Origin of the sequence: Paenibacillus sp. YIM B09110 (assembly GCF_037167145.1) — a bacterium.
Lineage (GTDB): Bacteria > Bacillota > Bacilli > Paenibacillales > Paenibacillaceae > Pristimantibacillus.
The window spans coordinates 119269-132836 of record NZ_JBANSP010000014.1 but is presented as its reverse complement, the minus strand read 5'-3'; the positions used below and the strand labels follow the sequence as shown (position 1 = coordinate 132836).

Genomic DNA, 13568 nt, shown 5'->3' with positions numbered 1-13568 from the left:
TAACAAAAAATGGCGCGCTTATAAACAAAAGAAAAACATATTAAAATGACAAATGTAACAAGAAAACATTTCTGTACGGGGGGAATATCGGATGAAGTTTTGGAAGAAAAAAACGCTGGGCATTGCACTGGCGTCGATGATGGTTGTGGCTCTGAGCGCCTGCGGAAGCAGCAATTCGGACAATAACGGAGGCAATACTAATGTGCAGTCGACCAATGCGCCGGGGGAAAGCACAAGCGAGAAACCGGTAACGCTGACGATGCTCGTATCGGGCGCCAAAGCGGCGGAAGGCGCGGATTTTGAACTGGAGACGCTTCCTAAGCTCGTCAAAGAGAAGTTTCCTAACGTCACGTTAGAGGTTCAGAAACTTCCGGATGAGCAATATTACACGACTGTGAAAACGAAGCTGTCCGCGGGCGAAGGTCCTGACATTTTCCTCGTGTTTCCTAAACTGGCCAACATGGGCGCTATAGAGGTGGCGAAAGCAGGTTATGCCGCCGATCTGTCCGGCCTTTCCTTCTGGGATAATGTCAGTCAGGCTGCTAAGAACGATATGAGCTATGAAGAGAAACCTTATGCCGTAGCCAAGGGAATGGACATTCTTGGAACGTATTACAACAAGGCTTTGTTCGAACAGGCTGGGATTACAGAATTGCCGAAGGATTGGCCGAGCTTCCTCGCTGCAGCTGATAAGCTGAAAGCGGCCGGCATCACTCCGATCGTAATGGGGGATAAAGATCCTTGGGTCATTCAGTTCGGCATGTACCAGCTCGCAGCCAACACTGTCTATCCTTCAGATGCGGAGTTCGATACGAAGCTCCAATCCGGAGAAACGGCACTGACCGACGAGAAGTGGGTCAACACAGTGAACCAATACAAGGAGCTGTATGACAAAGGGTATGTCGCAACAGGCTCGCTTGGCATGGCTAGCTCGCAAGCCGTTCAACAGTTTGTCGACGGAAAAGCGGCTATGATCTTCACGGGCACATGGGATTTGCCGGGCGTTACGGCAAGCGGAGCAGCTCAGTTCGAGCGCGGTTTCTTCTCCCTTCCAGGCAACGAAGCGGGTCAGCCAGTCTATGCATCGGCTTCAACGGCGGCAGGTTATGCTTTGAATGCGGACTCCGCGAATCTGGAGGTTGGCAAGCAAATCTTCGAATACCTGTTCGACGGACAGTCGCCGCTATTCGAGGCATGGGTAGCTTCCAATCCTTCGATTAGCGTATTCAACGGAGTCGAGCTGACGAACGATATTTTCAAGGACGCATTGACGCATATTCAGACGACGGGCAACGCGTTCTATTTCTCGAACCAAATGTGGCCGGCAGGCGTGAGCGACGTGATGCAGTCCAAGTTCTCGGAAATTATCGGCGGCAAGAAAACGACCGCGGAAGATGTTACGAAAGCGATGCAGGACAAGTACAAAGAGCTGTTCAAAGGCTAATGCAGATTGTCAGCGGCAGGGGCTCCGCGCCCCTCGCCGCGATTTTGACCGGGAAAGGAAAGAAGCATCATGAATAGTGCCGTAATGAAAAAAACAATGTATTTCTTTGTTTTGCCGGCTCTGCTCTTTTACTGTATTTTTTGGATATTTCCGATTACTCGGCTGTTCCAGTACAGCCTGACGGATTATAACGGTTACGTTCAGAAGTTCGATTACGTCGGCTTCTCCAATTTCAAGACGCTCTTCAAGGAAGAGATCCTTGCTGAATCCATTAAGAACACGCTTCTATACACAGTCCTTACTGTCGTTTTGGGCAATTTAATTGCTTTATTAATCGCTCTCTTACTAAATGCGAACATAAGAGCCAAAGGGTTTTACCGTTCGGCTTTTTACATTCCTACGTTGTTCAGCGCGATCGTAGTAGGATTTATATGGAGCTACGTCTATATGCCGGAAGAGGGGCTGATCGCCGCCTTGCTTGATCGAATTGGCATTACGGGCTTAGACACCAATTTTCTTGGCAGTTATACGAAAGCTTTGTACGCCATCATTACTGTCGACATTTGGAAAAACCTGGGCGTAAGCACGATCATTTTTTTGGCTGGCCTTCAGTCTTTGCCGCATGATCTGCTGGAGGCGGGAAAAATCGACGGGGCGGGCAGATGGAAGTTGTTCCGCTTCATTACGCTTCCATTGCTGGCTACTTCCGTTACGATCAATATTACGCTAAGCGTCATTAACGGCTTGAAGGCGTTCGACTATCCGTTTGTCATGACGAACGGGGGTCCCGGCACATCGACCAACACACTGATCTACGCCATGTATAAGATGGCATTTACGGATCAATTGTTCGGCAAAGCCTCTGCGCTTGGCATTATTTCTTTCGCCATCATTATTCTCATTACAATGGTTTGCGTGCTTACGCTGAACAGACGGGAGGTTTCGGCATGAGAAGCGGTTCCCCTATTGGAAAGCTCTTAACGCATATAGCTATTCTGGTGCTCGTATTCATTAACTTGATTCCTTTGTTGATCGTTCTCTCCAGCTCATTGCGCTCGCCGCGGAACATGACGAATCCTTTGAACTGGTTTAACGAGTTTACTTTGGACAGCTTTCAATCGGCGTTCACCCGCATGCATTTCCCGACAGCGCTCTGGAACAGCGTCGTCCTTACTTCGGTTTCCGTATTTTTTGTCGTCGTGCTTGCAGCGATGGCGGCCTACCCGATAGCTAGAATTAGAAGCCGATTCAGCAAGTTTCTATATGTCTTCTTCTTATCGGGTCTGGTTATACCCGGGCAGATGGTATTGATTCCGATCATCCAGATGATCAAAGGCCTTGGCATTCCAATGAATCAATATACGCCTATCTTGATGTTCATTACATGCAGCCTTCCATTCTCTACCTTCCTGTATACCGGCTTCATCCGCAGCGGCGTGCCTGAGGAAATCGAGGAGGCAGCCCATATCGATGGAGCGGGGTTGTTCAGACGCTTTTGGCAAATTGTATTCCCGCTTATTATGCCGGTAACGGTATCCGTCATCATTACGCAGGGCGTCTGGATCTGGAACGACTATTTCTTTAACATGGTCTTTATTACAAAATCGCTTGATGCGCCGCTCCCCGTCGCCATGCTCGGTTTCCTTGGCGACCAGCAGAATCCGGCCCAATGGAATGTCCTATTCGCCGCATGTATTCTATGCGCGTTGCCGTTGCTGCTTGCCTTCCTGGCTTTGCAAAAATATTTTGTCGGCGGTTTAACAATGGGCTCGGTTAAAGGGTAAATCTTCATTCACTTGCCGCATCTCCTTACTTCGGAGATGCGGTTTTTTTTGAAGTTCTGGATCGGAGTGCGGACCATAAAGACCTTAATTGCGTGTTTCTCCCCTGATTGCGGTCTTAACGGACTCAACGGAATCTATCCGAGACCATTCGTACGATTTTGTTGAGATAGGGTCACCTTAAGGTTACCTCGGTCCGTAAGCTCGCATTGGGATCGAAATATGACCGATTAGTGTCGCTTGGGTCCCTAACGAACGAAATTATGAGTTGGAGCGCCTCCAATGGGCGGCGATAGCTGGTTACGCTGGTTAATAAAAAGGGGCCGATTCCTCTGTCAATATCGACGGATGAGAGAAATCGACCCCATTTTAAATTACAAATTATATTTCCGGATTAGATAAGTCGGCGTACAGCTCCAAGCGTGGCAATAGCTGTTGATCATCGGATTGCCATATGGCGAGAAGGATTTGTTGCTCGGATCGTACAGCTCCCAGAACGTATCGGCGCCGTCTTTGATCATTTCTCCCCAATAAGCCTTCATTTGAGCAATGGCCTGAGAGGTTTCGCCTACGACAATAAGCGCTTCAACTAGATGGTGGTACAGATAAGGTGTCGTTACTCCGACAACGGGCTTCACTTCCAATAAACGATTAAGCAGCTCTTTATTTTTCCGGTGATCCCACACTTCCGCATGAACCATCCAGATTTGGCTTGCCCAGGACACTTGACGGTCGGCACCGCTTACGAAGAAGCTGGCTACTTCATCCCATAGATGCTCTTTGGCCGCTTCAACGGTCAGATCAAGCTGATGCTTCAGCATGCCGAGGCTATCGCAGCTTACAATTTCGGCAATATGAATGGCTCTTCTGATCGCGTAGATCAGCACGCCTTGCGTCGGCGCCTGTTTATTCAAATCCTGATTCCAATCGATGAAGGAGTACCAGGAATTCGAATCGCGGATAAGATGTCTTTCGTCCAAGTGCTCCAAGGCAATCTCAATCTGCTTGAGAGCTAATGGCCATAGCTCCGTCAACGTATCCAAATCTTGCGACTCTAGATAATAGTCGTATAAGGTCGTAACGAAGAAGATCGAATAGTCGAGAAGATAAGTATCGTCGGCGATCAAATCTGCGAACGTAAACACATTGGCGGTAATCTGACCTTTGTCATTAGGAACGCCGGCAAACAAATACAAATTCCGTTTGACTAGATCGTAATTTTTGAAGGTTTCATAGTTCGCCAATGCTTGAAGCCGAAGATCTCCCAGCCATAGACGGCGGTCACGCTTCGGACCGTCCTCGAAGACGAGCTGCATGCAGTCCTGCAGCGTTTTGATGCTAACCTCATCGATTTTGTTGATGAGCTCGTCCGTGTGCTCCAAAGGCGTGACCTTGCTGACATCCGCGGAAGTAACGGTTCGGCATACGATCTCGTCGAAGGAGACGCTGTACTTTTGGGAAGCGGCGAGCACTTCGAACTTCACGTAACGGAAGCTGTACCGACGAGGAAGAGAAAGAACCCCCGGCAGAACATCGATATGGAATACTTCTTCCTGCAGCCAGGAGCTGCTGATCCAGCCCTCGTAAGAGCTGAACGGCTCTGCCATCTCGATCGGCATCTCGCCGAACGTAATTTTGAGATGAAGAGGCGCATCCGGCGGACTTCCGACTGGTTTGATATGAATATGATCCAGGTAGCCGACAAGATGCGTTCCGAAATCCAAAATAAACGAGTCGCCTTTTCCAAAGCTTTTATCGGCAAGCGCATCGGCCGGCTCTAGGACGTTCGCTCTCCAGCCATGGACTGCGGAGTCGTCGGATACGACATCAATAAGATGAACCGGATGGACCTCCGTACAGATAAGTTCAGGCTTCAGCTGCTCTGCTTTGGCGATGAAAGCTTCATTTCTAATAATAGTATGATCCTTAACGACTTGGATGTTGGCCACGTATATTTCCCCTTTCAGAAATGAGTATCGCTATCCTTATTTAAATATTTTCCGCCGCCCGCAGCAATGATGGCAGTACAGGAAAAACTATTCGTTTTACAGGTCATAAGAAACGCATCTAAAATTCTGTAACCCTGCCTGCAATTTGACTCCTTATGTTGCGGATAGCGATGAAATACAATGAAGTCATTCGATTAACGCGTCTAGAGGATCAACATAATGGAGGTGCAGCAGGTGGATTCAAATGCAAGCGTTCCCGTACAAAGCTCTCTTCCTGCGAAGAAGAGAAACAAGTGGTTAAGAAAACTTGTTAATCAACGGTATTTGCAAGTCATGGCGTTGCTAGGGGTAGCTTGGATGATCGTATTCAATTACATTCCGATCTATGGAATTATTATTGCGTTCAAAGAGTTTAATATCGTTAGGCCCATTTCGGACGCGCCTTGGGTTGGCTTGGATCATTTCAAGGCATTCATGGAAGACGACAATTTGCGGTATGTCATAAAGAACACGCTGGGGATGAGCTTCCTAAAGCTTGTCATTGGCTTTCCGCTTCCTATCATGTTCGCTTTGCTTCTCAATGAAATTCGCTCCATACGTTTCAAACGTTCGATTCAAACGATTTCCTATTTGCCGCATTTTTTATCTTGGGTTATTTTGGGCGGCATTATGACAACTTGGCTGGCCGATGTCGGAATTATTAACGATGTGCTAATGGCGCTTCAAATCATAAAAGAGCCAATCGTATTTTTGGCCGAGCCTAAATATTTCTGGGGCCTTTCGCTCATTTCGGATATTTGGAAAGAGCTTGGATGGTCGGCGATCATATACCTGGCTGCCATTGCCGGAATTTCTCCTGAGCTGTATGAGGCGGCAACGATCGACGGAGCCGGAAGATTTCAGAAAATGTACTATTTAACTTTGCCGTCCATTAAAGGAACGATCTCGATTCTGTTTGTTCTGGCCGTCAGCGGGATTTTGAATTCGAACTTTGACCAGATCATGGTGTTGAAAAACCAGCTAAACGAATCTGCCAGCAATGTCATTGATGTTTATGTGTATCAAGTCGGACTTCAGCAAGCGCGTTATTCCTATTCGACGGCAGTTGGATTGATTAAATCGATCATTGCGCTGATCTTGCTGCTGACTGCCAATTTTGTATCCAAACGGTTGAATCATTCATCCTTATTCTAGAGCAGGAGAGTGCAGTATGTTTTCTTTAAAGCGAAAAACCTATGGGGAACAAACCTTTGATTTTATTAATATTTTGCTGATGCTCCTCGTTTGTTTTGCGACGCTCTATCCCATCTGGTACGTGTTGGTCAATTCTTTCAATGAAGGTACCGATGCTATGCGAGGGGGCATCTATTGGTGGCCGCGGATATTCAGCTTTGGAAATTATGAAGCGGTATTCGATAACTCGGGCATTATGACGGCCATGTTCGTGACGGTAGCCAAAACGCTTATCGGAACCGTTACGCATGTATTATTTACCGCGATGGTTGCCTATGCCTTATCCAAAAAAGACTTGATTGGCGGTCGCATTTATCTTGTAATCGGCACCATTACTTTGTTTTTTAGCGGAGGTCTAATCCCTTCCTTTCTGCTCATTCGGGATTTGGGGCTTTTCGACACTTTCGGGGTTTATATTATTCCTGCGTTGTTCAGTTTCTTTAACTTAATCATATTCATGACCTTTTTCCGGGAAATTCCGGATTCTTTGGAGGAAGCGGCTAGAATAGACGGGGCTAATGATTTCACCATTTTCATTCGGGTAGTTCTGCCTGTATCGATGCCGGTGCTCGCCACCATCGCATTGTTCCAAGGCGTGTCCCAATGGAATGATTATTTTGCCGGCATGATTTATATTAACAACCCTGATTTGCAGCCTATTCAGACTTACTTATACCGAATTATTGCGCAATCGAGCTCCAATCAGATGGCGGCGGATGCGGGTATCGTCAATAAAACCGTTACCTCGCAATCGATCAAGCTCGCGACGATGGTCATTACGACGATGCCGATTGTTGTGGTGTATCCTTTCCTGCAAAAGTATTTCGTTCAAGGCATGATGATTGGTTCAGTGAAAGGCTAGCGGTTACAAGCGGTTACATGTCTTGCCAAGCGGCAAGATTGTGATATATAAAATACAATTGATAAGGGGACCGTAAGATGAGAAATGTTCGTAAAAAATGGTATGCCGCATTTGCTTTGCTGCTCTGCTTCACTATCGTTGCCTGTTCCTCCAACAACGGTAATAACGTCAATAACAATCTGGCGACTAACGAGGCTTCCGAGACACCGAAGTCAGATCCGAATTCACCCGGTTGGCAAAGCAACATCGATCCAATAACCTTCGACTGGTACATCAACTTCTCCTGGTTCGGCGCCAAATGGGGCGAGGACCTGACTAGCCAATACATTACGAAGAAAACGGGAGTCAGCGTCAACTTCATCGTTCCTCCGGGTAATGAAAACGAGAAGCTGAATACGATGATCGCCTCCGGCGACTTACCAGACTTCATTACGATCGACGTATCCAACGATGCGGTCAAGAAAATGATCGAAGGGGAGTTAGTGCTCCCGATTAACGAATTGGCAGATCAATACGATTCTTACTTCTATAAAGTTGCGGACCCGGCTAAGCTGGCATGGCTCAAGCAGAACGACGGTAAAGTATACGGCTATCCTAATGCATCATCATCCTCCGAGGATTTCAAGAAATACGGGGAGAACTTCACGTCTGCTCAAACCTTCCTCGTAAAGAAAGACATGTATGAAGCGATAGGAAGCCCTGATATGAGAACGCCGGAAGGGTTCTTGAATGCGCTGAAGGCAGCAAAGGAGAAGTTCCCGGAAGTAAATGGACAGCCTCTTATTCCGCTCGGGCTTCAAGAATTCACGGATTCAGGCAATAACGCATTGGGCGATCATCTGATGAACTTCCTGGCGTTGCCGAGAGAGAAGGACGGCAAAATCTATGATCGCACGACGGATCCGGATTATGTAGCATGGCTCAAAACGTTCAGACAAGCAAATGAATTAGGACTGATGGCCAAAGATATTTATATCGACAAACGCCCGCAAATGGAGGAGAAAATCGCGCAAGGACGCTACTTCTCTATGATGTACCAGCGGACAGACATGTCGGCGCAAAATGCAACCCTGTACCAGCAGGATCCTAACAGCGTATATATTGCTGTAGACGGACCGGCAAATACCAATCTAGATCAGCCAACGCTTTCCGGGCCTGGAATCGGCGGCTGGACGTTAACCTTGATCTCCAAGAAGGTTAAAGACAAAGAAAGAGCCATTCAATTTCTGACTTACTTGATCAGCGAGGAAGGTCAAAAAGACGCATCGCTAGGCGAAAAAGGCGTTACGTACGATACGATCGACGGCAAGGATCAATTGAAACCCGAAGTTGTGGAGTTGATGAACAAAGACGGAGCCGCTTCAGGGAAGAAGTATGGCGTTAGCTATCAATATTGGATGCTGATGGATACGAACATGAGAATGCAGTGGGATCCTCCGGCAGTCGAGCCTGGGAAACAAGTGGAGGATTGGACAAAGGGGAAAACGGTAAGCTTCAGTCTCTACGACAACATTAATCCGACGGGAACCTCCGAGGAAGGTATTATTTCGAATAAAATAAATCAACAGTGGGGTAAAACATTGCCGAAGCTGCTGTTTGCAAAAACAGACAGCGAGTTCGATAAAATCTTTAACGAGTATTTGAATTTCCGCAAGGATGCCGGTTATGAAAAAGTAGAAGTCTATCAAAATACGCAATTCGAGTTGAATAAGAAGAAGATGGAAGAGCTTGGTCAGTAATGATCTTGGAAGCGCCGGAAACCGCCAGGTTTCCGGCTGCTTCATGTTATAATTTGCATGGACCAAGAATGGAGGAGATATGTAATGAGGCGGGTGCATGACATCGTAGATAAGCTGAAACATTCGTTTGACAGCCTGTCTATACAGATAAAGCTGATTGGAGCCTATATTCTTATCATTCTCGTTCCGGTCATTATTCTTTCGAATTATTTGTTTAGCGAGTTCTATGGAAATACGATCAAAGACATCGTCAAAGAAAACAATTTCGTAATGGAGAGAGAGCTGCTTGACATAACGAATAAATTGGATCTGATGGAAAGAACGGCGCAACTAACGGTTTCCGACGACCAATTAATCGAATACGCGAGCAGCGATTCGGAGTTGTCCGTCCCTGAATTGATGGCATTCGAGTCGACCTCCTATTCCTACCTTCAAAGAGTTTTATATAACAATCCTATTCTGGCCAATATCCACTTCTTTGTACGGAACCAGTACGTAAGTGAAATATGGCCGATTATCTATAAAGAGTCGAGGGTTGCAGAGCGGCCTTGGTACAAAATGGCGATGGATGAAGAAGAAACAGTCGTGTGGGAAATACTGATGGACGAAAAAGACGTCTTGGACCGTAATCCTGTGGAGAGCAAGCAATCCAGCTCTTACGTATCGTTTATACGAAAAATTCATTATCCTACCTCGCGTTATTTGGGAATGATTAAAGTGGATATGAGGATTGAAGATTTTTTCAATAGAGCCTATAGCAATACGCAAGATCGACAATCAAGGTTTTTTATATTGGACGGGCAGAACCAGTTGTATACGAATATGACGGCATCGTTATTCGGCTTCGAACAGGACGATCAGCGTATTGCTGAATGGAGAAACAATCAAGAAGCGGGGCATTCTTCCTTCCTATTTTCGGACGAGGGATCTGATTATTTATGCGTAATCGGTCATATCGACAAACTGAATGTGGATCTGGTCAATGTGATCTCTCTGAAAACCACTTATTCAAAAATTGATCATACGAGAAACACGGTCATTTTGGTCGTTGTCGTATTGCTCGTTTTGCTTGCTATTACTACGTTTTTCATGCAGTCTATCGTTTTGAAAAAACTTCATATTTTGCGCGATTCGATGAAAAAGGTGAGGAAAGGCGACTTCAACGTCGATGTTCAGGTCGTTAGCGGCGATGAAGTCGGAGAACTCGCTCATCATTTCAGGCAGATGCTGAAGAAAATCAATGAACTGATTGTTGAAGCAGTAAGCAAGGGAGCTGCCACGAAGGAAGCAGAGTTGCAATCGCTGCGCAACCAAATAGATGCCCATTTTCTATACAACACGCTGGAGAACTTGAAGATGCTCGCGGAGATCGAGGAGCAGTATACGATATCGGATGCGTTGACCTCTCTTGGCAGCATCATGCGCTATAACCTGAAGTGGACCGATGACCGGGTTCAACTGCGACATGAAATTCAGCATATCCAGCACTATATCGCGATTATGAATATCCGTTATGACCACAAACTACGGCTTGAGGTTGATATACCGGACCGGTATATGGATCACGAATTATTGAAAATGTCCTTGCAGCCCATCGTTGAAAACGCGTTAAAACATGGCATGAATTCCGATCTCCTCAAACAAGGAGAGCTGCGTCTGCACATACGCGCGTTTGTTCTCGAGGAGTCGTTCTACGTGGAGGTGACCGATAACGGCAGCGGGATGTCGGAAGATAAGCTTCGCTCCCTTCATGAGAAGCTCTTCTTAGACGATGCCGTGTTTAAGTCGAGATTCAGCGAAGATCCCATGTTGAAACAGGGAAGCAACGGAATCGGTCTCCGGAACGTGAATCAGCGCATTCAAATGTATTACGGTTACGATTACGGGCTGCGAATCGAGAGCGAGCAGGGAAGTTATACGAAAGTAATCATCAAGATGCCTTTATGAAGAACAGGGGAGGGAACTTTAAGTCATGAGAAGGCTGCTTATCGTTGATGATGAAAAAAATATTCGTTTAGGCTTGAAGGCGATGATCCAGAGGGAGTATAGGGACGTTTACGAAATTTATTTGGCATCCGACGGCCTTGAGGCGCTTGAATGGATTCGAACGACTGACATCGATATGATGCTAACCGATATTAGCATGCCGGAGATGGACGGTATCCAGTTAATTAAGCAGCTTCAGGATGATCCGAGAAAACCCGTGATCGTCATTGTGAGCGGATACGACGATTTTTCGTATGCCAAGGCAGCCATCCACTATAATGTGAAGGAATATTTATTGAAGCCAGTCGTTCGCGAAGAGCTAAGCATGGCCATTAAACGATTGGAAGATGATTTGCTGCGCAGAGAAGGGGTTACGGAGGCTCTGTCTGCTTCCTTGCAGCAACGAGAAGCATACCTTGAAAGCCAGCTTCTTTTTTATAGTACAGAACCGGCCTTCGACGCTGAAGAAGTCAGGGGAAAGCTGTCACCGCTCGGACTCGATTGGCTCGATAACGGTTTCCGTGTTGTTATTGTTAAGTATGCGGGAGATATAAAGGCTATGGGGGCTCATGTGTTTCAAGCTCAAGTGGACGGGCTGTTGGGTAAAACGAAGCCGGACTTTGACTTCCGCTTTGCTCGTTTCTTCGACCGGAATGGACGCGCCGTTATCCTCACTGAGGGAATACATCCCTGCGAGAGTCTTATTCTTTCCATTTCTTTGACGGCCGAATTCGATTATATGCTTGCGATGAGCGGGCCCCATTCCAAGATAGAGAGCATTCAAGCCGCGTACGAAGAGGCGTCTCATTCCATGAAATACAGCTTGCTTCGTTCAACCCCCGGCATGGTGCTGTTCGAAGACATTCAACACAAAGAACGCCAATTTGAAGTTCCCGTCGATAAAATAAAAATGATCGCGAATATGCTTGGCGCGGGGCGGGAAAAGGAATTGTCCAAGCTCCTTCACGAGGTGCTCGATATTGATGTGATCGATGTGTATGATATTGTTTATCTGGAAGGCGTTAGCCGACAGCTGAACGAATTGGTATTCGACCACGTCTTCCATCTTTACGGCAAAGAATCCGTCGAGATATTGAAACGATACAAAGCGGTGGGGGATCTATATAACTTTGTTTATTTCCAAGATTACGTCCGCGAAGTGGAAGGACTGCTTATGCTGGTCAACGATTATATAAAAACGCTTAAATCCGCGAAAATCGATCACAAGGAAATGAAAGAAGCGCTGCAATATATCCATGACAACTATTATAAAAACATCAATATGACGATTATATCGAATATGGTTTCTTTCAATTACTATTATTTCAGCCAAGCTTTCCGAGAGTATACAGGCGAAAACTTCGTCAACTACCTCAAGAAATACCGTATCGGCAAAGCGAAGCAGCTGCTGGAAACGACGAACGACAAAATATATGAAATCGCTGCCCAAGTCGGCTTCGAGAATACTAAAAATTTCAATCGCGTATTTAAGGAAATAGAGGGCGTTAGCCCTTTGGAATATCGTAACCAGAAGAAGATATTGATGGATGGAAAGTAAGGATAAGAGGCGAGGTGAGAGCATGGATCATTTGCAATTGGATCACTACTTGAGGCAGCTCGATCCCATCGAGCAAATACAGTCGATTACCCGTGCCAATGTCAATGACTTCGATGGAAATGAGTTAAAGCCGGAAAACGGAGGTTCCGTCTTCCGCATGCAAGAGGACTATTTTTTTGACCAAGGATCGATTTTTATTAGCAAACATCATCGATTTGCTCCGATGCCATTGCATAATCATACGTTTATCGAACTCAATTACATGTACTCCGGAGAGTGCGAACAGGAGATTAACGGGACCTCGGTTCATATCAAGCAGGGTCAAGTATGCATGCTGGATAAGGATGTTCTTCATCGCATCTATCCCCTGGGTGAAGATGATATCCTTATCAATATTATCATGAAAAGGGATTCTCTAATGTCTGGCCTATTAAGCCGGTTGAATCGTACCGGAATTGTATCCAGTTTTCTATCCAACGCATTGTCCGAGGATCAGAGTCACGATCGCTTTGTTTTGTTCCACTCGGAAAATCAGCATCATTTGCATAATCTGATTCGGAATATGATGTGCGAATATTTTGATACCGATGAATTGTCCATGGACATGGTAGGTTACTATATTCCTTTGATTTTTACCGAGCTGATGCGAGTATACCGAACGGATAAAAATTTCGAGCTTCAGCTCACGAACGGCAAGGCTAGCATTATAGATATCCTGCGCTATATCGAACAGAACTATCGGGATTGCACATTAACGGGTTTAGCCGATGCCTTTGGATTTAATGCGAATTACTTAGGGAATATGTTGAAGGAACGGACGGGGCAAACCTTCCTATCTTTGGTACAAACCCAGCGTATGCTGCAGGCCGTCCATTTGTTAAAGCATTCCCGGAAAAGCATAGACGAGATTGCTTACGAAATCGGTTATGAAACGCCTGGTTTTTTTTATCGGAAATTCAAGGCGTATTATGGACAAACCCCAAGGAGTTATCGCAAATCCATGGAAGTCTGAGGAT

General features: G+C 46.1%; 10 protein-coding genes. 9 read left to right on the top strand and 1 reads right to left on the bottom strand.

Annotated elements, in window-relative coordinates; all coding sequences use genetic code 11:
• Nucleotides 1–91 precede the first annotated feature (91 nt).
• The 3 genes from V8F51_RS20110 to V8F51_RS20100 all read left to right on the top strand — a co-directional run bounded on the left by V8F51_RS20110 (nucleotide 92) and on the right by V8F51_RS20100 (nucleotide 3228).
• Nucleotides 92–1444 carry an ABC transporter substrate-binding protein gene (locus V8F51_RS20110; RefSeq protein WP_337102202.1) on the top strand — a complete coding sequence of 451 codons (1353 nt, stop codon included), beginning with the start codon at nucleotides 92–94 and terminating at the stop codon, nucleotides 1442–1444.
• Nucleotides 1445–1528: 84 nt separating this feature from the next.
• Nucleotides 1529–2395, top strand: a complete 867-nt coding sequence (locus tag V8F51_RS20105; RefSeq protein WP_337102201.1) for a carbohydrate ABC transporter permease — start codon at nucleotides 1529–1531, stop codon at nucleotides 2393–2395.
• The gene (locus V8F51_RS20100; RefSeq protein ID WP_337102200.1) at nucleotides 2392–3228 is read left to right on the top strand and encodes a carbohydrate ABC transporter permease; all 837 of its coding nucleotides are present in this window, start codon (nucleotides 2392–2394) and stop codon (nucleotides 3226–3228) included. Before V8F51_RS20105 ends, V8F51_RS20100 begins: the two co-directional genes overlap by 4 nt.
• 371 nt (nucleotides 3229–3599) lie before the next feature.
• Here the strand turns inward: V8F51_RS20100 and V8F51_RS20095 are convergent, their stop codons facing one another.
• Complete coding sequence (locus V8F51_RS20095) at nucleotides 3600–5174, bottom strand: alpha-L-rhamnosidase-related protein (RefSeq protein ID WP_337102199.1); 1575 nt, start codon at nucleotides 5172–5174, stop codon at nucleotides 3600–3602.
• Between the two features lie 234 nt (nucleotides 5175–5408).
• Here V8F51_RS20095 and V8F51_RS20090 point away from each other — a divergent pair, with 234 nt between their 5' ends.
• The 6 genes from V8F51_RS20090 (at nucleotide 5409) to V8F51_RS20065 (ending at nucleotide 13564) form a co-directional block, all read left to right on the top strand.
• Nucleotides 5409–6368: an ABC transporter permease gene (locus V8F51_RS20090; RefSeq protein WP_442956465.1), complete on the top strand. Its 960-nt coding sequence runs from the start codon at nucleotides 5409–5411 to the stop codon at nucleotides 6366–6368.
• 16 nt (nucleotides 6369–6384) lie between these two features.
• Nucleotides 6385–7269, top strand: coding sequence for a carbohydrate ABC transporter permease (locus V8F51_RS20085; protein WP_337102195.1), 885 nt, complete (start codon nucleotides 6385–6387; stop codon nucleotides 7267–7269).
• A gap of 77 nt (nucleotides 7270–7346) precedes the next feature.
• A complete protein-coding gene (locus tag V8F51_RS20080) occupies nucleotides 7347–9008 on the top strand; it encodes an extracellular solute-binding protein (RefSeq protein ID WP_337102194.1) in 1662 nt (553 codons plus the stop codon).
• 84 nt (nucleotides 9009–9092) lie between these two features.
• The gene (locus tag V8F51_RS20075; RefSeq protein WP_337102193.1) at nucleotides 9093–10955 is read left to right on the top strand and encodes a sensor histidine kinase; all 1863 of its coding nucleotides are present in this window, start codon (nucleotides 9093–9095) and stop codon (nucleotides 10953–10955) included.
• Nucleotides 10956–10980: 25 nt separating this feature from the next.
• Nucleotides 10981–12552 (top strand): response regulator transcription factor, encoded by a 1572-nt coding sequence (locus V8F51_RS20070; protein ID WP_337102192.1) that lies wholly within the window; start codon nucleotides 10981–10983, stop codon nucleotides 12550–12552.
• A 22-nt stretch (nucleotides 12553–12574) separates the two neighbouring features.
• Nucleotides 12575–13564: an AraC family transcriptional regulator gene (locus V8F51_RS20065; protein ID WP_337102191.1), complete on the top strand. Its 990-nt coding sequence runs from the start codon at nucleotides 12575–12577 to the stop codon at nucleotides 13562–13564.
• Nucleotides 13565–13568: the final 4 nt, after the last annotated feature.

What these genes read in the sequence shown, in the direction of transcription:
- V8F51_RS20110 (WP_337102202.1), top strand. Translation starts at nt 92, where the DNA reads ATGAAGTTTTGGAAGAAAAAAACGCTGGGCATTGCACTGGCGTCGATG.
- V8F51_RS20105 (WP_337102201.1), top strand. Translation starts at nt 1,529, where the DNA reads ATGAAAAAAACAATGTATTTCTTTGTTTTGCCGGCTCTGCTCTTTTAC.
- V8F51_RS20100 (WP_337102200.1), top strand. Translation starts at nt 2,392, where the DNA reads ATGAGAAGCGGTTCCCCTATTGGAAAGCTCTTAACGCATATAGCTATT.
- V8F51_RS20085 (WP_337102195.1), top strand. Translation starts at nt 6,385, where the DNA reads ATGTTTTCTTTAAAGCGAAAAACCTATGGGGAACAAACCTTTGATTTT.
- V8F51_RS20080 (WP_337102194.1), top strand. Translation starts at nt 7,347, where the DNA reads ATGAGAAATGTTCGTAAAAAATGGTATGCCGCATTTGCTTTGCTGCTC.
- V8F51_RS20075 (WP_337102193.1), top strand. Translation starts at nt 9,093, where the DNA reads ATGAGGCGGGTGCATGACATCGTAGATAAGCTGAAACATTCGTTTGAC.
- V8F51_RS20070 (WP_337102192.1), top strand. Translation starts at nt 10,981, where the DNA reads ATGAGAAGGCTGCTTATCGTTGATGATGAAAAAAATATTCGTTTAGGC.
- V8F51_RS20065 (WP_337102191.1), top strand. Translation starts at nt 12,575, where the DNA reads ATGGATCATTTGCAATTGGATCACTACTTGAGGCAGCTCGATCCCATC.